This is a genomic window from Ramlibacter sp. MAHUQ-53 (assembly GCF_052600055.1).
This window is the reverse complement of the sequence record NZ_JBQWTS010000004.1, coordinates 108,536-127,973: the sequence shown is the minus strand read 5'-3', so window position 1 is coordinate 127,973 and position 19,438 is coordinate 108,536. Positions and strand designations below refer to the sequence as shown.

The 19,438-nt window shown below is 70.6% G+C and carries 17 protein-coding genes and 1 pseudogene; 15 read left to right on the top strand and 3 right to left on the bottom strand.

Annotation, left to right across the window (positions count from 1 at the left end):
* The first annotated feature begins 38 nt into the window (after positions 1-38).
* The 11 genes from ACT80S_RS08060 to ACT80S_RS08010 all read left to right on the top strand — a co-directional run bounded on the left by ACT80S_RS08060 (position 39) and on the right by ACT80S_RS08010 (position 11,047).
* Positions 39-1,526, top strand: coding sequence for a DegQ family serine endoprotease (locus tag ACT80S_RS08060; protein WP_377414861.1), 1,488 nt, complete (start codon positions 39-41; stop codon positions 1,524-1,526).
* Between the two features lie 516 nt (positions 1,527-2,042).
* Positions 2,043-3,851, top strand: coding sequence for a translation elongation factor 4 (gene lepA, locus ACT80S_RS08055; RefSeq protein WP_377414859.1), 1,809 nt, complete (start codon positions 2,043-2,045; stop codon positions 3,849-3,851).
* Positions 3,851-4,819 (top strand): signal peptidase I, encoded by a 969-nt coding sequence (lepB, locus tag ACT80S_RS08050; RefSeq protein ID WP_377414856.1) that lies wholly within the window; start codon positions 3,851-3,853, stop codon positions 4,817-4,819. Before lepA ends, lepB begins: the two co-directional genes overlap by 1 nt.
* A gap of 37 nt (positions 4,820-4,856) precedes the next feature.
* Entirely contained in the window at positions 4,857-5,219 is a 363-nt protein-coding gene (locus ACT80S_RS08045; protein WP_377414853.1) for a DUF4845 domain-containing protein, read from the top strand.
* Positions 5,220-5,230: 11 nt separating this feature from the next.
* Positions 5,231-5,926 carry a ribonuclease III gene (gene rnc, locus ACT80S_RS08040; protein ID WP_377414850.1) on the top strand — a complete coding sequence of 232 codons (696 nt, stop codon included), beginning with the start codon at positions 5,231-5,233 and terminating at the stop codon, positions 5,924-5,926.
* Between the two features lie 71 nt (positions 5,927-5,997).
* Positions 5,998-6,945, top strand: coding sequence for a GTPase Era (era, locus tag ACT80S_RS08035; protein ID WP_377415241.1), 948 nt, complete (start codon positions 5,998-6,000; stop codon positions 6,943-6,945).
* Positions 6,946-6,971: 26 nt separating this feature from the next.
* Positions 6,972-7,724 carry a DNA repair protein RecO gene (recO, locus tag ACT80S_RS08030; RefSeq protein WP_377414847.1) on the top strand — a complete coding sequence of 251 codons (753 nt, stop codon included), beginning with the start codon at positions 6,972-6,974 and terminating at the stop codon, positions 7,722-7,724.
* Positions 7,721-8,473, top strand: a complete 753-nt coding sequence (locus ACT80S_RS08025; protein WP_377414844.1) for a pyridoxine 5'-phosphate synthase — start codon at positions 7,721-7,723, stop codon at positions 8,471-8,473. The genes recO and ACT80S_RS08025 overlap by 4 nt, the downstream gene beginning before the upstream one ends.
* Positions 8,470-8,871 (top strand): holo-ACP synthase, encoded by a 402-nt coding sequence (acpS, locus tag ACT80S_RS08020; RefSeq protein WP_377414841.1) that lies wholly within the window; start codon positions 8,470-8,472, stop codon positions 8,869-8,871. Before ACT80S_RS08025 ends, acpS begins: the two co-directional genes overlap by 4 nt.
* Entirely contained in the window at positions 8,872-9,954 is a 1,083-nt protein-coding gene (nagZ, locus tag ACT80S_RS08015) for a beta-N-acetylhexosaminidase (RefSeq protein WP_377414838.1), read from the top strand.
* A 40-nt stretch (positions 9,955-9,994) separates the two neighbouring features.
* Positions 9,995-11,047: a Gfo/Idh/MocA family protein gene (locus tag ACT80S_RS08010; RefSeq protein WP_377414835.1), complete on the top strand. Its 1,053-nt coding sequence runs from the start codon at positions 9,995-9,997 to the stop codon at positions 11,045-11,047.
* A gap of 24 nt (positions 11,048-11,071) precedes the next feature.
* Here the strand turns inward: ACT80S_RS08010 and ACT80S_RS08005 are convergent.
* The 3 genes and pseudogenes from ACT80S_RS08005 to lysS form a co-directional block, all read right to left on the bottom strand.
* Positions 11,072-11,920 (bottom strand): annotated as a pseudogene (locus ACT80S_RS08005) (aldolase/citrate lyase family protein).
* A 618-nt stretch (positions 11,921-12,538) separates the two neighbouring features.
* Positions 12,539-13,048, bottom strand: a complete 510-nt coding sequence (locus tag ACT80S_RS08000) for a M48 family metallopeptidase (protein ID WP_377414832.1) — start codon at positions 13,046-13,048, stop codon at positions 12,539-12,541.
* Positions 13,049-13,110: 62 nt separating this feature from the next.
* On the bottom strand, positions 13,111-14,655 hold the full coding sequence (lysS, locus tag ACT80S_RS07995; protein WP_377414829.1) for a lysine--tRNA ligase: 1,545 nt from the start codon (positions 14,653-14,655) through the stop codon (positions 13,111-13,113).
* Between the two features lie 80 nt (positions 14,656-14,735).
* Here lysS and ACT80S_RS07990 point away from each other — a divergent pair, with 80 nt between their 5' ends.
* The 4 genes from ACT80S_RS07990 to asnB are packed head-to-tail and all read left to right on the top strand — an operon-like array spanning position 14,736 to position 19,437.
* Positions 14,736-16,271 carry a lipid II flippase MurJ gene (locus ACT80S_RS07990; protein WP_377414827.1) on the top strand — a complete coding sequence of 512 codons (1,536 nt, stop codon included), beginning with the start codon at positions 14,736-14,738 and terminating at the stop codon, positions 16,269-16,271.
* 7 nt (positions 16,272-16,278) lie between these two features.
* On the top strand, positions 16,279-17,103 hold the full coding sequence (locus ACT80S_RS07985) for an aldolase/citrate lyase family protein (protein ID WP_377414824.1): 825 nt from the start codon (positions 16,279-16,281) through the stop codon (positions 17,101-17,103).
* A complete protein-coding gene (locus ACT80S_RS07980) occupies positions 17,100-17,654 on the top strand; it encodes a sugar transferase (RefSeq protein WP_377414821.1) in 555 nt (184 codons plus the stop codon). Before ACT80S_RS07985 ends, ACT80S_RS07980 begins: the two co-directional genes overlap by 4 nt.
* Before the next feature lies 1 nt (position 17,655).
* Positions 17,656-19,437 carry an asparagine synthase (glutamine-hydrolyzing) gene (gene asnB / locus ACT80S_RS07975; RefSeq protein WP_377414818.1) on the top strand — a complete coding sequence of 594 codons (1,782 nt, stop codon included), beginning with the start codon at positions 17,656-17,658 and terminating at the stop codon, positions 19,435-19,437.
* The last annotated feature ends 1 nt before the right edge of the window (position 19,438 follow it).

Below are 19,438 nucleotides of genomic sequence, written 5' to 3'. Positions count from 1 at the left end.
GCTGCAGAATCCGCCCACTCCCTACCTCAGAGGTCCACATGCTCCTGATCGACTGGAACCAGCGCCTGCGCTCCGCGGCCGGCGCCTTCGCCCTGGCCGCCGTGACCGCGTTGGCCACCCTCGCGCCTGCGCCCGCGGCGCTCGCCCAATCCGCGCCCCAGCGCGGCGTGCCCGACTTCACCGAACTCGTCGAGCAGGTCGGCCCTGCGGTCGTCAACATCCGTACGCTGGAGCGCGCCCGCTCCGCGCCGCAGGGGCCTGGCATGGACGACGAGATGCAGGAGTTCTTCCGCCGCTTCTTCGGCCAGCCCCTGCCCAACGTGCCCCGCCAGGGCCCGCGCTCCGGGCCGCCGCAGGACGAGGAGGCCCGTCCGCGCGGCGTGGGCTCGGGCTTCGTCATCACCGCGGACGGCTACATCATGACCAACGCCCACGTGGTCGACGGCGCCGAGGAGGTGCTGGTCACCCTGGCCGACAAGCGCGAATTCAAGGCCCGCGTGGTCGGTACGCCCGACAAGCGCACCGATGTCGCGGTGATCAAGATCGAGGCCACCGGCCTGCCGGCGGTGCGCATCGGCGACGTGAACCGCCTCAAGGTCGGCGAGTGGGTGATGGCGATCGGCTCGCCCTTCGGCCTGGAGAACACCGTCACTGCCGGCATCGTCAGCGCCAAGCAGCGCGACACCGGCGACTACCTGCCCTTCATCCAGACCGACGTGGCCATCAATCCCGGCAATTCCGGCGGCCCGCTGATCAACCTGCGCGGCGAGGTGGTGGGCATCAACAGCCAGATCTACTCGCGCTCGGGCGGCTTCATGGGCATCTCCTTCGCCATCCCGATCGACGAGGCGATCCGTGTGGCCGACCAGCTGCGCGGCCCCGGTGGCCGCGTCACCCGCGGGCGCATCGGTGTGCAGATCGACCAGGTCACCAAGGACGTGGCCGAGTCCATCGGCCTCGGCCGGCCGCAGGGTGCGCTGGTGCGCAGCGTCGAGTCGGGCTCACCTGCCGAGAAGGCGGGCGTCGAGGCCGGCGACATCATCGTGAAGTTCGACGGCAAGGCCATCGAACGCGCCAGCGACCTGCCGCGCCTGGTCGGCAACACCCGGCCCGGCACGCGGGCCTCGGTCACCGTGTTCCGCCGCGGCGCCACGCGTGACCTCGCAGTGCAGGTCGCCGAGATCGAGGCCGAGCGGCCGGCCCGCCGCGCCTCCGCGCCGCAGGAGCGCCCGCAGGGCGCCTCGCCGGCCTTGCAGTCCCTGGGCCTGGCGGTCGCGGAACTGGGCGAGGCGCAGAAGCGCGAGCTCAAGGTCAAGGGCGGCGTGCGCGTCGAATCGGCTACCGAGGCCGCGGCCCGCGCGGGCCTGCGCGAAGGGGACGTGATCGTCGCCGTGGGCAACACCGAGGTGGCCGGCGTGCGCGAATTCGAGGCTGCCGTGGGCCGCATCGACCGCTCCCGGCCGGTGCCGCTGCTGGTGCGCCGTGGCGAGCTGGCGACCTACGTGGTGATCCGGCCGACCCGCTGAACCGGCCTGGCGGCGGGCTGAAAAGCCCCCGCCGGGTGGTCGGGAATGCCGGTTTTTTCGGCCATCCGGAGGCCCGGGAGCCGCCGAAAGAAATTTTTTCTGGCTGGGTCGACGGGTGGATGGACAGGTGGGTGGGCGCTGACTCGCCCAAGGCCTAAACGCCTTTTCGATAGAATCGGGGCTGTCCATCGGCTGATTCGCGCATAAAAGCCGCCTCACGGCTCACCATGCGGGATGGCTTTGGGATAACCACTGCTCGTCCACAGACAGCCCACATGTTGTCCCAAGAGCCGTCAACCGATCGTGTTGATAACCTGTGTATAAAAACCCTGTTGCTGCCCTGCAACTCCCTTCGAGCGGCGTCCCCGCGGCTGTACGGCCGGGGCTTTTTGCCTACAATGAAGCTCCAACTATCGCAGTTGCCATAGATTGTTGGTTCAGGGCGCGTCGCCACTCGACGCGCCCTTTTTTCTTGCGCGCGCCCGTTTGAATTCAATCACTTAAGTGCTCCCGTTGATGAATCACATCAGAAACTTCTCGATCATCGCGCACATCGACCACGGCAAGTCGACGCTCGCCGACCGCTTGATCCAGCGTTGCGGCGGCCTCTCGGATCGAGAGATGGAAGAACAGGTCCTCGACTCGATGGACATCGAGAAAGAGCGTGGGATAACCATCAAGGCGCAGACCGCGGCGCTCCAGTACAAGGCGCGCGATGGTCACGTCTACAACCTCAATCTGATCGACACGCCGGGACACGTCGACTTCTCGTATGAGGTCTCGCGTTCGCTGTCTGCGTGCGAGGGCGCGCTGCTCGTGGTGGATGCGAGCCAGGGCGTGGAGGCGCAGACGGTGGCCAACTGCTACACCGCGCTGGACCTCGGCGTCGAGGTGCTGCCGGTCCTCAACAAGATGGACCTGCCGCAGGCCGACCCCGACAACGCGAAGGCCGAAGTCGAGGACGTGATCGGCATCGACGCCTCCGACGCGATCCCGTGTTCGGCCAAGACCGGCATGGGCATCGACGAGATCCTCGAGGCCATCGTCGCCAAGGTGCCCGCGCCGCGCGGCAATCCCGACGCGCCGCTGCGCGCCATGATCATCGACAGCTGGTTCGACAGCTACGTGGGCGTGGTGATGCTGGTGCGCGTGGTCGACGGCAGCCTGAAGAAGAACGAGCGCATCAAGCTCATGGCCACCGGCGCCGCCTACGAGGCCGGCAGCCTGGGCGTGTTCACGCCTGCCAACCAGCCGCGCGAGTCGCTGCAGGCGGGCGAGGTGGGCTACATCATCGCCGGCATCAAGGAGCTGCAGGCCGCCAAGGTGGGCGACACCGTCACCCTGGAAAAGAAGCTCCCGAACAACGCCGGCCCCGCCGAGGAGGCGCTGCCCGGCTTCAAGGAGATCCAGCCGCAGGTGTTCGCCGGCCTGTACCCCACCGAGGCGAACCAGTACGACGCCCTGCGTGACAGCCTGGAGAAGCTCAAGCTGAACGACGCCTCGCTGCACTTCGAGCCCGAGGTGAGCCAGGCGCTGGGCTTCGGCTTCCGCTGCGGCTTCCTGGGCCTGCTGCACATGGAGATCGTGCAGGAGCGCCTGGAGCGCGAGTTCGACCAGGACCTGATCACTACCGCGCCCAGCGTGGTCTACCAGGTGGTCAAGGGCGACGGCGAGGTGATCATGGTGGAGAACCCCGCCAAGATGCCGGAACAGGGCCGCATCCAGGAGATCCGCGAGCCGATCGTGACGGTGCACCTGTACATGCCGCAGGAGTACGTGGGCCCGGTGATGACGCTGGCCAACCAGAAGCGCGGCGTCCAGATCAACATGGCCTACCACGGCCGCCAGGTGATGCTCACGTACGAGCTGCCCCTGGGCGAGATCGTGCTGGACTTCTTCGACAAGCTGAAGTCGGTGTCCCGCGGCTACGCCTCGATGGACTACGAGTTCAAGGAGTACCGCGCCTCCGACGTGGTCAAGGTCGACATCCTGCTCAATGGCGAGAAGGTCGACGCGCTGTCCATCATCGTCCACCGCACCCAGGCCCAGTACCGCGGCCGCGCGGTGGCGGCGAAGATGCGCGAGATCATCAGCCGCCAGATGTTCGACGTGGCGATCCAGGCGGCCATCGGCGCCAACATCATCGCCCGCGAGACCATCAAGGCGCTGCGCAAGAACGTGCTGGCAAAATGCTACGGTGGTGACATCACCCGCAAGCGCAAGCTCCTCGAGAAACAGAAGGCAGGCAAGAAACGCATGAAGCAGATCGGCTCGGTCGAGGTCCCCCAGGAAGCTTTCCTGGCCATCCTGCAGGTGGAGGATTGATGCCGACGCTGACCGCCGCGGTCCTCGCGGCCTTCATCGGCTATGCCGGCGCCTGGTACATCGGCGCGATCGAGGGCAACTTCGCGCTGCTGCTGTTCATGGCCACGGTCGTCACCGGCGTCTACTGGGTCGCCGAGCGCCTGCACTTCCTGCCTCGCCGCCGCGAGGCCGCCGCGCGCATGGAGGCCGAGGCCGCCGCCCGCCGCGCCAGCCTGTCGGCCCAGGGCATCACCCAGACCGACAACGTCGACCTGTCGGGCGCGCGTGACCGCATCCTCGCCCAGCCCTGGTGGCTGGACTGGACCGCGGGCCTGTTCCCGGTGATCGTGTGCGTCTTCCTGCTGCGGTCCTTCCTGTTCGAGCCGTTCAAGATCCCCTCCGGCTCCATGATTCCGACCCTGCTGGTGGGCGACCTGATCCTGGTGAACAAGTACACCTACGGCGTGCGCCTGCCGGTGGTGAACACCAAGGTCACCGAAGGCACGCCCCCGGCGCGCGGCGACGTGATGGTGTTCCGTTACCCCCCGCGTCCCAGCATGGACTACATCAAGCGGGTGGTCGGCCTGCCGGGTGATGAAGTGGCGTACCTGAACAAGCGCCTGACCGTGAACGGCCAGCCCGTGGAGAAGCAGCCGCGCGACGACTACTTCGACAAGGACACCATGCGCTACTCCAAGCAGTTCGACGAGAACCTGCTGGGGCGGCGCCACAGCATCCTCAATGACGACGACCGCCCCGCGTTCGTGCAGGGCGTGGAGGACTTTCCCTACCGCGACAACTGCCGCTACAGTGTCGAAGGCGTGATCTGCAAGGTGCCCCCAGGCCATTACTTCGTGATGGGCGACAACCGAGACAACTCGCTCGACTCGCGCTTCTGGGGCTTCGTGCCGGACCGCAACATCGTCGGCAAGGCCTTCTTCGTCTGGATGAATTTCTCCGACCTGAAGCGCATCGGCAGTTTCGAATGACCAGGGGCCGGGCCCCGCAACGCGAGGAGGTGAGCGCATGAACGAACGTCGAGCACGCGGCCAACGCGGCCTGTCCTTCATCGGCCTGGTGGTCCTTTTGGCCATCATCGCCTGCGGCGCCATCCTGGCCGTGCAGCTGGTGCCCGTGATGCTGGAGTCGGTGGCCGTGCAGCGTGCTGCGGTGCGCGCCGCCGCCGGCGGCTCGCCGGCCGAGATCCGTTCGCTCTTCGACCGCGCCGCGCAGGTCGACGACATCAGCTCCATCACCGGCAAGGACCTCGAGGTCGGCCGCGTCGACGACCGCTGGACCGTCTCCTACGCCTACCAGCGTGAACTGCACCTGGTGGGCCCCGCCTACCTGACCATGAAGTATTCCGGCCGGGCGCAGGCCAAGCCCTAGACCCCTCCCGCGTGACCCCTGCCTCTCCCGCCCTGGTGGCCCTGCAGCAGCGGCTGCACCACCGCTTCGCCGACCCGCGCCTGATCTCCCGGGCCGTCACCCACCGCAGCTTTTCCTCCGAGCACAACGAGCGCCTGGAATTCCTGGGCGACTCGGTCCTGAACCTCGCCGTGGCGGGCCTGCTGTACGAGCGTCTGCAGGACCTGCCCGAGGGCGACCTGTCCCGCGTGCGTGCCAACCTGGTCAAGCAGGAGACCCTGCACGAGCTCGCCGTCGGCCTGGGCCTGCCCGAGGTCTTGCGGCTGGGGGAGGGCGAGGCCCGCTCCGGCGGCCACAAGCGCCCCTCCATCCTGGCCGACGCGCTCGAGGCCGTGATCGGCGCGGTCTACCTCGACGCCGGCTTCGTGGCCGCCGAGGCCCTGGTGCGGCGCCTGTTCAAGGACGTCGAGATCAAGCCCGAGATGAAGGCCGCGGCCAAGGACCCCAAGACCGAGCTGCAGGAGTGGCTCCAGGGGCGGCGCATGAAGCTGCCCGTCTACCGCGTCGCGGGCACGCTGGGTGCCGCGCACAAGCAGACCTTCGACGTGGAGTGCGAGATCCCCGACCTGGCCGCCATCGAGCGTGGCATCGGCGCCTCGCGCCGCGCCGCCGAACAGGCCGCCGCCGCCGCCATGCTGCTGGCGCTCAAGACCCGACACCCGCGATGAACGATACCCCCGACACACCCCAGACCCCCGACCTCCCCGAGCCCGACGACCTGCCGGGGGAGCTCCCGGACATGCCGGGCCTGCCGCCCATTCCGCCCGTGCCGGGCGCGGCGGCCGCCATCCCGGGCCAGCGCTGCGGCCTGGTGGCCATCGTCGGCAAGCCGAACGTGGGCAAGTCCACCCTGCTCAACGCGCTGGTGGGCCAGAAGATCTCGATCACCTCCCGCAAGGCCCAGACCACGCGCCACCGCATCACCGGCATCCGGACGCGGGGCGCGACGCAGTTCGTGTTCGCGGACACGCCGGGCTTCCAGACGCGCCACGCGAAGGCCCTGAACAAGTCCCTGAACAAGACCGTCATGGGCGCCGTGGGCGACGTGGACCTGGTGATGTTCGTGGTCGAGGCCGGCAAGTTCACCCTGGCCGACGCCAAGGTGCTGTCCCTGCTCAAGCCGGGCATCCCGGTGCTGCTGGTCGCCAACAAGCTCGACGAGGTGCACCGCCGCGGCGAGCTGGCGCCCTGGCTGCGCGAGATGCAGGAGCGCCACCCGTTCAACGAGTTCGTGCCGATGTCGGCCAAGAACCCCAAGGACGTCGAGCGCCTGTTCGGCATCATCGAGAAGTACCTGCCCGAGCAGGGCTGGTGGTACGCCGAGGACGAACTGACCGACCGCAGCGAGAAGTTCCTGGCCAGCGAGACGGTGCGCGAGAAGCTGTTCCGCTTCACCGGCGAGGAGCTGCCCTACACGTCGACCGTCGTCATCGACAAGTTCGACGAGGAGCCCAGCCCCAAGCATGGCCGCATGGTGCGCATCGCCGCGACCATCGTCGTCGAGCGTGACAGCCACAAGGCGATGGTGATCGGCGAGAAGGGCGAGCGCCTCAAGCGCATCGGCACCGAGGCTCGCCAGGAGCTGGAGAAGCTCATGGGCGCCAAGGTCTTCCTGGAAATCTGGGTCAAGGTGCGCGCCGGCTGGGCCGACGACGAGGCGCGCGTGCGCAGCTTCGGCTACGAGTGAGCGTCGGGCGTGGGGGCTGATTGACCGTGGCTGCCAAGCGGATCAGCCATGAGCCGGCCTATGTGCTCCATCGCTACGACTGGAGCGAATCGAGCCTGATCCTGGAGGTCTTCACCCGCCACTACGGGCGTATCGCGCTGGTGGCCAAGGGGGCGAAGAAGCCCAGCTCCAACTTCCGCCCGGTGCTGCTGCCGATGCAGCCCCTGCGCGTGACCTTCGGCGGCGACGCCGAGATCCGCACGCTCAAGGAGGCCGAGTGGGTGGGCGGCCACGTGATGCCCACCGGCGACGCGCTGATGTCAGGGTACTACCTGAACGAGCTCCTGATCCGCCTGCTGGCGCGTGACGACACGCACCTGCCGCTGTTCGACGCCTACGCGGCGGCCATGCGGGTGCTGGCCAGCGAGCACGGCGAGGCGCTGCAGCCCGCCTTGCGCGCCTTCGAGCTGATGCTGCTGCGCGAGACGGGCTACCTGCCTGCGCTGGACGTGCAGGCCACGACCCAGACGCCGCTGGAGGCGGGCGCGCGCTACACCCTGGTGCCCGAGGGCGGCCTGGTGCGCGTGCGCGGCGACGAGGGCCGGCCCAGCCTGGAGGCGGGCCAGTGGCTGGCGCTGGAGCAGGCGCTGGACCAGCCCGCGCCCTTCGGCCCCACGTTGCGCGAGGCCGCGAACATGCTGGGCGAACTCAAGCCGTTGCTGCGCACGCTGCTCCACTACCATTGCGGGGTCACCACGCTGCGCACCCGGCAGCTCATGATCGACCTGCAGGCCCTATGACCCATTCCAAGACCGCGCTGTCGGTGAACCTGAACAAGGTCGCCCTGGTGCGCAACACCCGCCACCTCGGCATCCCCAGCGTCGAGCGCGCCGCCACGCTGTGCCTGGACGCCGGCGCAGCCGGCATCACCGTCCACCCGCGGCCCGACGCCCGCCACATCCGTGCGGACGATGTCCACGCGCTCTCGAACCTGGTGGCGCGACGCCCTGGCGTGGAGTTCAACATCGAGGGCAACCCCTTCCACAACCTGATGGATTTCGTGCGCGAATTGCGTCCGCATCAGGCCACCTTCGTCCCGGACAGCGAGGGCCAGTTCACCAGCGACCATGGCTGGGAGTTTCCCGCCGATGCCGAGCGCCTGAAGCCCCTCATCGCCGAGGCCAAGGCGCTGGGCGTGCGCGTGAGCCTGTTCATGGACCCGCGCCCGGAGATGATGGCCGCCGCCAAGGCGGCTGGCGCCGACCGCGTCGAGCTGTACACCGAGACCTATGCCTCGGCCTGGGGCACGCCCCGGCAGGCCGAGGTGCTGGCGGGCTTCCGCGCCGCGGCGCAGGCGGCGCTGGACGCGGGCCTGGGCGTGAACGCCGGCCACGACCTCAATCGTGACAACCTCACCGACTTCCTGCGCACCGTCCCCGGCGTGCAGGAGGTCTCGATCGGCCACGCGCTCATCTCCGACGCCCTCGAGCTGGGCTACGACGCCACCATCCGCGGCTACCTCGCGGCCATCGACCGGGCCTTCGCGTGATCTTCGGCATCGGCACCGACGTCTGCGACGTGCGGCGCATCCGCGCCTCGCTGGAGCGCCATGGCGAGCGCTTCGCGCAGAAGGTGCTGTCCGACGGCGAGCTGGCCACCTGGAAGGCGCGCAGCGCGCGCTGGCCCGAGCGCGGCATCCGCTACCTGGCCACGCGCTTCTCGGCCAAGGAGGCCTTCTCCAAGGCGGTGGGCCTGGGCATGCGCATGCCCATGACCTGGCGCCTGTGCGAGGTGGCCAAGCTGCCCAGCGGGCAGCCGGTGATCGTGCTGCACGGCGGGCTGAAGGACTGGTTCGAGGCCCAGGGCCTCACCGCCCATGTGAGCGTGACCGATGAAACCGACTACGCGGCGAGCTTCGTCGTCGTCGAGAAGAAAGAGAACCCCTGAATGACTGAACACGCGCCCCTGATCATCGACGTCGCCGGCCTCGCGCTGACCGACACCGACCGCGCCCGCCTGGCCCACCCGCTGGTGGGCGGCATCATCCTGTTCGGCCGCAACTGGCAGGACCGCGAGCAGCTCTCGGCCCTGTGCGCCGAGATCAAGGCGGTGCGCGAGGACCTGCTGATTTGCGTGGACCACGAAGGCGGCCGCGTGCAGCGTTTCCGCACCGACGGCTTCACCCGCCTGCCCCCCATGCGCGCGCTGGGCGAGCTGTGGATGAAGGACGGCGGCACCGGCAAGAGCGCCATGCAGGCCCAGGATGCCGCCACTGCCTGCGGCTACGTGCTGGCCTCGGAGCTGCGCGCCTGCGGCGTGGACTTCAGCTTCACGCCGGTGCTGGACCTCGATCACGGCGAGAGCGGCGTCATCGGCGACCGCGCCTTCGACCGCGACCCGCGCGTGGCCACGGTGCTGGCCAAGGCGGTGATGCACGGCCTGCTGCAGGCCGGCATGGCCAACTGCGGCAAGCACTTCCCCGGCCACGGCTTCGTCAAGGCCGACTCGCACACCGAGATCCCGGTTGACAAGCGCTCGCTCAAGGCGATCCTGGCTGACGACGCCGCGCCCTACGAGTGGCTTAGCGCCACGCTGACCAGCGTGATGCCGGCGCACGTGATCTACCCGAAGGTGGACTCGAAGCCCGCCGGCTTCTCCAGCCGCTGGCTGAACGAGATCCTGCGCGGCAAGCTCGGCTTCCAGGGCGCGGTCTTCAGCGACGACCTGAGCATGGCCGGCGCGCGCCTGATCGACGGCCGCGAGGTCTCGTACACCGAGGCCGCCACCGTGGCCCTGAACGCGGGCTGCGACATGGTCCTGCTTTGCAACCAGTCGGTGGAGACCGAGGGCGGGGCGGCGATCGACGAACTCATCGCGGGCCTGGACAAGGCCCGCCGCCAGGCCAAGTGGCGCCCCAGCGAGGCCAGCGAGCTGCGCCGCCTCGACCTGCTGCCGCAGCGCCCCGCGCACTCGTGGGACGCGCTGATGGCGGAGCCGCGCTACATGCGGGCGCTGGACCTGCTGCCCTGAGAGGCGCCCGGGCCCTGCAACCCTGCGACAGACATCGACCATGACCACCACCTCCCCCCTGCGCCTGGGCATCCTCGGCTGCGCCAACATCGCCAAGCAGTTCGCCCGTGACGTCGCCGACAGTCCCGCGGTGCGCATCGTCGCCGTGGCCAGCCGGCAGCTGGAGAAGGCGCAAGGCTTCGCCACGCAGTTCGGCGTCGAGCGCGCGCACGGCAGCTACGAGGGCCTGCTGGCCGATGCCGGGGTCGACGCGGTCTACATCCCGCTGCCGAACCACCTGCATGCGGCCTGGGCGATCCGCGCCGCCGAGGCCGGCAAGCACGTGCTGTGCGAGAAGCCGCTGACGCTGGGCCTGGACGACGCCCGCGGCATGTTCGACGCCGCGCGCCGCCATGGCGTGATGCTGCTGGAGGCCTACCCCTACTACTTTCAGCCGCAGACCGGCGACATGCTGGCCCTGCTCCGGGGCGGCGCGATCGGCGAGGTCCGCACGGTGCAGGCCTCGTTCGGCTTCTCGCTGCCCACCGGCACCGGCAACATCCGCTGGCAGCCCGAGGCGGGCGGCGGCGCGCTGCTGGATGCCGGCTCCTATCCGCTGAGCCTGATCCGCCTGGTCATGGGCGCGGCGCCGGCCCGCGTGCTGGCCGACGCGAAGTGGTCGGACACCGGCGTCGACGTGGCCATGACGGCGCTGCTTCGTTTCGCCGACGGCCGCCAGGCCTCGCTGTCCTGCGCGATGGATGCGGCCAACCACCGCCGCGCCGTCATCGCCGGCAGCCAGGGCACGATCGAGACCGAGTACCTCAATCACACCGCGCCCTCCACCCAGGGCCATCCCTTCGGCTACCTCCCGAGCAGCCTGCGGGTGCGCCGAGGCACGGCCAACACGGTGCCGTTCGAGGAGGTGGTGTCGGGCACCGGCAGCGGCTTCCGCTTCGCGGCTGAGGCTTTCGCCCGGGTGGTGCGCGCCGGCGACCAGGCCGCCATCGACCGCGCGGCCCAGGCCAGCCTGGACATCGCGGCGACGCTGGAGGCGCTGCGTATCAGCGCGAGCTCGGGGACCTGGGTGGACGTGCGGCAGGCGCAGGCCTGAGGGGCGCCTGCGCCCGGCGCGCGTTCAGTCACCGGCCGTGGGCTTGCCCGTGCCGGTCTTCCCGGCGCCTGCGCCGACGAACTGCGACGCCAGCTTGCGCGCCGCATTCGCGAACAGCAGCAGGTCCACGCCGGTGGCGACGAAGGTGCAGCCCATGTCGAGGTAGCGGCGCGCCTGCGCGGGGTCGGTGGTCAGCGTGCCTGCCGCCTTGCCCGCGGCGATGATGGTGCGCAGCGCGCCATCGATGGCCGCCTGCACCGCGGGGTGGTCGGGCCGGCCCCGGTGGCCCATGGAGGCGGACAGGTCCGCCGGCCCGATGAACGCCCCATGCACCCCGTCAACCTAGCAGATCGCCTCCAGGTTCTCGAGCGCCTTCACCGTTTCCGCCTGCACCAGCAGGCAGACCGTGTCGTCGGCCTTCTGCAGGTAGTCGGCCTGCAGGTTCCACTGCGAGGCGCGCGCCACCGCGCCGGCCACGCCGCGAATGCCCCGCGGCGGGTAGCGCGTGGCCTGCACCAGGGCGCGGGCCTGGTCGGCGGTGTCCACCATGGGCACCAGCAGGTTGTGCGCGCCGATGTCCAGCATCTGCTTGATCAGGTGCACGTCGCCGCTGACCACGCGCACCACGGCCTGCGAGCGGTGGGGCGCCACGGCCTGCAGGGTGGCGAGGGTGGAGCGCAGGTCGTTGGGCGCATGCTCGCCATCGACCAGCAGCCAGTCGAAGCCGGCAGTGGCGCTGACCTCGGCCAGGTAGGGATCGGCCATCGAAAGCCACAGGCCCACCTGCGGCTGGCGCGCGGCGAGGGCTTCCTTGAAAGGGTTGAGGGAGGCCGGCGTGGATGCGGCCTTGCCGTGGCTGCGGGCGTCGGCCAGCGACCGGTGCGTGCCCACGGGGACGGAGCGCGGCTCGGAGAGCGCCGGCAAGCCGGGCGCGACCTCGCTGTGGTGACGCTTGCGGCTGCCGGTCAGCGGGAGGGCGTCGGGTGTGTCGCCCTTGGACTCGCGCGCGGGCGGGAGGCTGGCTTGCAAGGGGCGGGTCTCGACGCAGGCGCTCGATGAATTGGCCGTCGAATGGGCGCGGAACGTGGCTCGGGCGGTCACCTGGCCGGGCCCGTCCTGGACGGCCTGGCCCCGGGCGTCGCGGCCCGCGGGGAGGGGCAGGGCGGCCTGCGACTTGCGGTCCGGGGTGACCGCTCCGAAGAGGGCGGGGAAGTTGAAGATCGTCCACATGGGCTTGCCTCTGCGCGGGATGCCAAAGGCGCCGGCGTACCCCGCGCCAGCAGGCCGGTTCCTACGGCCCCTTACAGGGAGAACGGCGAGCCGCCTCGACGCCGCACAAGTGCGCCGGTAGCGCCGGGCGCCCCTCCTGGCCGAGTTGCCCACGCCTCCTGTGGGCCACGCTGTGGATAGCTCGCAGGACAACCCCGCAAACCCGCGCCAGCATTGGGCTGCAACGCGATGCCTAAAAAAAGGGCAGTCGCGCCAGGGCGCTCAGCCCCAGTCCACCGCGCCGTGCAGCTCCCGGTGCGCGAGGTACAGCCGCAGGTCGAATTCGAACTGGTGGTAGTCGGGCTCCATCCACGTGCACAGGGCATAGAACGCCTTGCCGTGGTCGGACTCCTTCAGGTGCGCCAGTTCGTGGACCGCGATCATGCGCAGGAAAGCCTCCGGCGCCTCGCGGAACACGGTGGCGATGCGGATCTCGCGCTTGGCCTTGAGCTTGCTGCCCTGCACGCGTGAGACGGTGGTGTGCGTGCCCAGGGCATTCCGCACCACGTGCAGCTTGTTGTCCCACTGCACCTTGGACAGCGGCGGCGCGCTGCGCAGGTACCGGGCCTTCAGGTCGGTCACGTACTCGTACAGCGCGGTGTCCGAGCGCACGCCGTGGGCCACGGGGTATTTCTTCAGCAGGCGCTCGCCGATGCGGCCCTCGGCCAGCAGGGGCTCCACCTGCGCCAGCAGCTGCGGCGGGTAGCCCGCCAGGTAGTTCAAGGGTCCCATTAAAGAAGGCGTCGCCAGAAGCAAAAAAGGGCGGCTCGCGCCGCCCCTTCGGTACCTGTGCGTCAGGCCTCGCGGCGCAGCGCCGGGAACAGGATCACGTCGCGGATGCTGGGGCTGTCCGTGAGCAGCATCATCAGGCGGTCGATGCCGATGCCGCAGCCGCCGGTGGGGGGCATGCCGTACTCCAGCGCGCGCACGAAGTCGTGGTCGAAGAACATGGCCTCGTCGTCGCCGGCGTCCTTGGCGTCCACCTGCGCCATGAAGCGCGCGGCCTGGTCCTCGGCGTCATTCAGCTCGGAGAAGCCGTTGCCGAACTCGCGGCCGGTGATGTACAGCTCGAAGCGCTCGGTCACCTCGGGGCGCTGGTCGTTGGCACGGGCCAGCGGCGAGATCTCCGTGGGGTGCTCCATGATGAAGGTGGGCTGCCACAGCTTCTCTTCCACCGTCTCCTCGAAGTACAGCACCTGCAGGCTGGCCAGCGAGCGGGTCGACAGGCGATGCTTCTCCTCGCTCAGGCCCAGCTTCTTCAGGGCCGGGATCAGCCACTCGCGGTCGTCCGCGCCGGCGCCGGCCTCGGTGTACTTGGCGATGGCTTCACGGATCGTGAGGCGCTGGAAGGGCTCGGCCAGGTCCACCGGCTTGCCGGCGTACGTGAGCTGCAGCGTGCCGGCGGCCTTCATCGCGGCGTCGCGAATGAGGGCCTCGGTGAAGTCCATCAGGTCGCGGTAGTTCCAGTACGCCGCGTAGAACTCCATCATCGTGAACTCGGGGTTGTGGCGGACCGAGATGCCTTCGTTGCGGAAGTTGCGGTTGATCTCGAACACCCGCTCGAAGCCGCCCACGATCAGGCGCTTCAGATAGAGCTCGGGCGCGATGCGCAGGAACATCTCCTGCTCCAGCGCGTTGTGGTGCGTGATGAAGGGGCGCGCGTTCGCGCCGCCGGGAATGGGGTGCAGCATGGGCGTCTCCACTTCCAGGAAGTGGTGCTGCACCATGAACTCGCGGATGCCGGTGATGGCGCGGCTGCGGGCCACGAAGCGCTTGCGGGCGTCCTCGTCGGTCATGAGGTCCACGTAGCGCTGGCGGTACTTCACCTCCTGGTCGGCCACGCCGTGGAACTTGTCCGGCATGGGACGCAGGCTCTTCGTGAGCAGGCGCACGGAGGAGGCATGCACCGACAGCTCGCCGGTGCGGGTCTTGAACAGCTTGCCCTCGCAGGCCACGATGTCGCCCAGGTCCCAGTGCTTGAAGGCGGCATAGACCTCCTCGCCCACGCTGTCGCGGGTGACGTAGATCTGCAGGCGGCCCGACACGTCCTGCAGCGTGGCGAAGCTGGCCTTGCCCATGACGCGCTTGAGCATCATGCGGCCGGCGATGGAGACGATGATCGTCTCGCCTTCCAGGGTCTCGGCTTCCTTGAAGCCATGCGCCTCCTGCAGGGGCAGGGCGTGGTGCGAGGGCTTGAAGTCGTTGGGGAAGGCCACCGCGCCGCCATTTTTCTGGACTTCGCGCAGGGCCTTGAGCTTCTCGCGGCGCTCGGCGATCAGCTGGTTGTCGTCCGTTGCGGGGGCAGCGGGGGCGGCGGCTTGGGGGGCTTGGTCAGACATGGTGGGGTCGCAATCGGGGCAGCAGGCCGGCGTGGCCAAACCCGAGATTCTAAATTTTCCTGCCGGGGATAATCCGCGGCATGTTCCTGAAGGCTGGCGCGCTCTCCCTTGCCCTCCTGCTCGCCAGCCGCCTGCTGGGGCTGGCGCGTGAGACCGCGCAGGCCGCCGCCTTCGGCACCTCGGGCCTGGCCGACGTGGCCGTCCTCCTGCTCACCCTGCCTGACTGGCTCACCGGCGTGGCCGCCAGCGGCGCGCTGGCCTATGTGCTGGTGCCGGCCTGGGCCGGGCGGGACGCCGCCGCCGTGGCGCGCAGCCAGCGGCGGGTGGCGCGGGTGCTGCTGGCGGGCGGGGTCGTCGCGGGGCTGGCGCTGGCGCTGGGCGGCGAGCAGGTCGTGGCGTGGCTGGCCGGCGGTCTTCCGCCGGCCCTGGCCCAGGCCGCCGCCGGCGGGCTGGCCTGGAGCGGGGCGGCGCTGCCGCTGGCGCTGCTGGCGGCCCTGTGGGCCACCCGCCTGCAGCATGAGCGGGATTTCGTCGGCCTGTACGGCGCCAACCTCGTGGTGAATGCGGCGCTGATCGCGGGCATCGGCCTGGCCGGCTGGCAGGTGGCCGGCGGGCAGGCGGTGGCCTGGCTGGGCGGTGGGCTGATGGCGGCGATGGGGCTGCGGCTGCTGTGGCAGCAGCTGCGGATCGGGCGCGTGGGCGCGGGGGCTGGCTCCCGGGGTGCCGGGGCCGCCGCGACGGCGCCCCAGGCGGACGGGGCGGGCCGCTGCGTCTCGCCCGCGCCGGCGCCTGAGCCGGCCGTCCTCCCGGTGAGCGCCTGGCTCTGGGCCGCCCTCAGCGCCGGCCTGCCGCTGGCGCTGCCCTTCGCGGCCCGCTCCCTCGCCTCGCTGCAGGGGGAGGGCGCCCTGGCCGCCTTCAACTACGCCTGGAAGCTGGTCGAACTGCCCCTGATGCTGGCGATCCAGCTGGTGGCCACGCTGGCCTTCCCCGCCGTCGCGGCGGCTGTCGCCGGCGGCCTGCGGGAGGAGGCCTCCCGCGCCCCGGTGCGCCACGCCTTCACCCTGGCCTGGGCCCTGGGCTGCGCCGCGGCCGCCGGCCTGCTGGTGGGCGCCGACGCGGTGGCCCAGCTCCTTTTCGGCTGGGGCCGCATGGACGCCGCGGCCCTGGCCCGGGTCGCCGAGTGGGGGCGGGTGGCGGCCTGGGGGCTGCTGCCGCAGGCCCTGGCCGCCGTGGCCCTCACGGTGCTCGCCTCGCAGCAGCGCCTGCGGCCGGCGGCGGTGGTCCATGCGATCGCGCTGGCCGGCCTGCTGGCAGCGGCCTCGGTGCTCCCGCGCGAGGGCGCGGCGCTGATGCTGGCGCTCAATGCGGTCTTCGCCGGCATCGCCCTCGCCCTGGTCGCCGGCCTGGGCGGGACAGGGCGGGCCTGCCTGCCGGTGCGGGCCATGGCCCTGCCGCTGGCGGCCCTGGCCGTGGTGGCGGCGCTGCGGCCGCTGCTGGCACCCTGGGCCGCCTGGCACGTGGCGGCGGGCTTCGCCCTGGCGGGGGCGGCGGCCCTCGCGGTGCTGGCCGCGGCCTGGCCGGGCGAGCACGGCCTGCGCCGGGCCCTGCGGCGATAATCGCGGGTTGCCCGACGCCGCCATGCTCGACCTGATCCAGATCACCAACGACCCCGCGCTCGCGCGCCGCTGCGACGCCCTCGACGGCATGCGCCTGTTCGTCGACCTCGAGCGCCTCGGCAAGGCCGAACGCCAGGCGGGGCGCAACACCTTCATCAGCACCCACACCCTCGAGGACGTGGGCCGCATCCGCGCCGCCGTGACGCGCTCGCGCCTGATGGTGCGCGTCAACCCGCTGAACGCGGACACGCCGGCCGAGGTCGATGGCGCCATCGCCCAGGGCGCCGACCTGCTGATGCTCCCGATCTTCCAGGACGCCGCCACCCTGCGCGAGTTCGTCCGCATCGTCGACGGCCGCCGCCCGGTCGTGCCGCTGGTGGAGACCGCCGGCGCGCTGGCCTCGGCCCCGGAGTGGATCGCCACGCCCGGCCTGTGGGAGGTCTATGTGGGCCTGAACGACCTGCACCTGTCCATGGGCCTGCGCTTCATGTTCGAGCCCCTGGCCTCGGGTCACCTCGACACCATCGCCGGCCTGGCCCGCGCCCAGGGCCTGCGCTTCGGCTTCGGCGGCATCGCCCGCCTCGACGAGGGCCTGCTGCCCGGGCGCGCCGTACTGGGCGAGCACCTGCGCCTGGGGTCGCAGGCCGTGATCCTCTCGCGCACCTTCCACCGCGAGGACAGCGACGCCGTCTTCGAGACCGAGGTTGCCGCCCTGCGCGAGGCCGAGCGCTCGCTGGCCGCCCGCGGCGCCGCCCAGATCGCGGCCGACGCCCAGGCCACCGCGGCCCGCATCCGCGAGATCGCCGCCGGCATCGCGGCCGCCGCGCGATGAAGCGGCTGCTGGACATCGCGCTGTCGCTGGCGGCGCTCGTGGCCCTCTCGCCCCTGCTCGTGGGCACTGCGATCGCGGTATGGCTGGAGGACGGCCGTCCCATCCTGTTCCGCCAGGTCCGCGTGGGCCGGGGCGGGCGTGAGTTCGGCATGTACAAGTTCCGCAGCATGGTGAAGAACGCGGCCGCCATCGGCCCGTACCACACCAGCGCCAACGACCCGCGCATCACGCGCACCGGCCGCTTCATCCGACGCACCAGCCTCGACGAGCTGCCGCAGCTGCTGAATGTGCTGGCCGGCGACATGAGCCTGGTCGGCCCGCGGCCCGACGTGCCCGCGCAGCGCGCCCTCTACACCGAGGCCGACTGGGCCGCCCGCTGCAGCGTGCGTCCCGGCGTGACCGGCCTGGCCCAGGCCCTGCTGCGCTCGGAGGCCACCGAGGCCCAGCGCCTGGCGCTGGACCTGCAGTACGTGCGCGAGCACTCGGTCCTGATGGACCTCAAGATCATGCTGTGGACAGCGGGCCGCCTGACGGGCAAGGGGAGCAACTGATATGTGCGGCATCTTCGGCTACTGGGACCGCCGCTCGCAGGCGCTGGACGCGGCCACGCTGACCGCCATGGCCCGCAGCATCGTGCACCGCGGCCCGGACGACGAGGGCGTGTGGCACCAGCCGCAGCGCGGCGTGGCGGTGGGCAACCGGCGCCTGTCCATCATCGACCTGGCCGGCGGCCACCAGCCCTTCGTCTCGGATGACGGCCGCATCGCCGTCGTCCAGAACGGCGAGATCTTCAACCACGTCGAGCTGGCCGCCGAACTGCGCGCCCAGGGCGTGCGCCTGGACACGCACTCCGACACCGAGGTGATCCTGCGGCTGTACGAGCGCGAGGGCATCGCCTGCCTGAAGCGCCTGAACGGCATGTTCGCCATCGCCATCGACGACGCGCGCGAGGATGCCATGTACCTCGCGCGCGACCGCATCGGCGTCAAGCCGCTGTACCTGCACGACGACGGCGCGCGCGTGGCCTTCGGCTCCGAGATCAAGGCCCTGCTGCCGGCGATGGCCCGGCCCCAGGTCGACCTGGAGGCGGTGCACCACTACCTGGCCTTCAACTACATCCCCGCGCCCTGGACCATCTGGCAGGGCGTGAAGCACGTGATGCCGGGCACCTGGATGAAGTTCACCCGCGCCGGCGTGCAGGCGCAGCGCTGGTGGAACCTCGCCGACCAGCGCGAGCAGGACCACGATTTCGGCGCCTGGTCCGAGGAGTTCCTCTCCATCCTCGACGACGCCACCCGCATCCGCCTGCGCGCCGACGTGCCCTGGGGCGCCTTCCTCTCCGGCGGCGTGGACTCCAGCACCATCGTGGCCCTGATGGCGCGCCATGTGCAGCAGCCGGTCAAGACCTTCTGCATCGGCTTCGCCGACCCGCGCTTCGACGAGTCGCCCTTCGCCGCCGATGCCGCCAGGCGCTTCGGCTGCGACCACACCATGGAGATCGCCGAGCTGAACATGCTCGATCGCTGGCCCCTGGTGCTGCACCACCTGGACCAGCCGCATGGCGACGCCTCCTTCATGCCCACGCTGCGCGTGAGCGAGCTGGCCGCGAAGCACGTGAAGGTGGTCCTCACCGGCGACGGCGGCGACGAGCTCTTCGCCGGCTACGAGAAGTACGAGGCCTTCTTCGCCCAGCCCGGCGTCGACGCCCTGGACGACGCCAGCTTCCGCCAGCGCTATTTCGACTCCATCTCGCTGTTCACGCCGCAGGCCCGCGCCGCGCTGTACCGCCCCGAGGTGGCCGCGCAGCTGGCCGGCATCGACAGCCTGGAGGCCGCGGCCCGCCCCTGGTTCGACGAGGCCGCCCACTTCGACCGCATCAACCAGGCCCTGTACCTGGACATGCAGCTGCTGCTCTCGGGCAACAACCTGGTCAAGCCGGACCGCATGGGCATGGCCGTCTCCATCGAGGCGCGCACCCCGTTCCTGGACTGGCGGATGATGGAGCTGGCCTTCCGCTCCCGCGGCCGCACCAAGCTCTCTGCCGAGGGCGACAAGAAGCACTGGTACAAGAAGGCCGTCACCCCGCTCATTGGCCAGGACCTGGCCTACCGCAAGAAGCAGATGTTCACCGTGCCGGTGGGCGAGTGGTTCCGCAAGGAAAGCTACGACTGGCTGCAGCGCACGCTGGCGGGCAGCGACCTGGTGGCGCGCCTGTTCCGCCCCGAGGCCGTGGCCTCGATGCTGGAGCGGCACCGCGACGGCGCCGCCAACTTCACCCGCGAGCTGCGCGCCGTGGTGGCCCTGGCGCTGTGGGCCGACCAGGCGGGGGCCTGAG

Bases quoted from the DNA above. Each gene is read 5' to 3' on its own strand.
- lysS (WP_377414829.1), bottom strand. From the start codon at position 14,655: ATGTCTGACCAAGCCCCCCAAGCCGCCGCCCCCGCTGCCCCCGCAACG.
- ACT80S_RS08045 (WP_377414853.1), top strand. From the start codon at position 4,857: ATGAACGAACGTCGAGCACGCGGCCAACGCGGCCTGTCCTTCATCGGC.
- ACT80S_RS08000 (WP_377414832.1), bottom strand. From the start codon at position 13,048: ATGGGACCCTTGAACTACCTGGCGGGCTACCCGCCGCAGCTGCTGGCG.
- lepB (WP_377414856.1), top strand. From the start codon at position 3,851: ATGCCGACGCTGACCGCCGCGGTCCTCGCGGCCTTCATCGGCTATGCC.
- lepA (WP_377414859.1), top strand. From the start codon at position 2,043: ATGAATCACATCAGAAACTTCTCGATCATCGCGCACATCGACCACGGC.
- ACT80S_RS08060 (WP_377414861.1), top strand. From the start codon at position 39: ATGCTCCTGATCGACTGGAACCAGCGCCTGCGCTCCGCGGCCGGCGCC.
- era (WP_377415241.1), top strand. From the start codon at position 5,998: ATGCCGGGCCTGCCGCCCATTCCGCCCGTGCCGGGCGCGGCGGCCGCC.
- ACT80S_RS07990 (WP_377414827.1), top strand. From the start codon at position 14,736: ATGTTCCTGAAGGCTGGCGCGCTCTCCCTTGCCCTCCTGCTCGCCAGC.
- ACT80S_RS08025 (WP_377414844.1), top strand. From the start codon at position 7,721: ATGACCCATTCCAAGACCGCGCTGTCGGTGAACCTGAACAAGGTCGCC.
- ACT80S_RS07980 (WP_377414821.1), top strand. From the start codon at position 17,100: ATGAAGCGGCTGCTGGACATCGCGCTGTCGCTGGCGGCGCTCGTGGCC.
- asnB (WP_377414818.1), top strand. From the start codon at position 17,656: ATGTGCGGCATCTTCGGCTACTGGGACCGCCGCTCGCAGGCGCTGGAC.
- nagZ (WP_377414838.1), top strand. From the start codon at position 8,872: ATGACTGAACACGCGCCCCTGATCATCGACGTCGCCGGCCTCGCGCTG.
- ACT80S_RS08010 (WP_377414835.1), top strand. From the start codon at position 9,995: ATGACCACCACCTCCCCCCTGCGCCTGGGCATCCTCGGCTGCGCCAAC.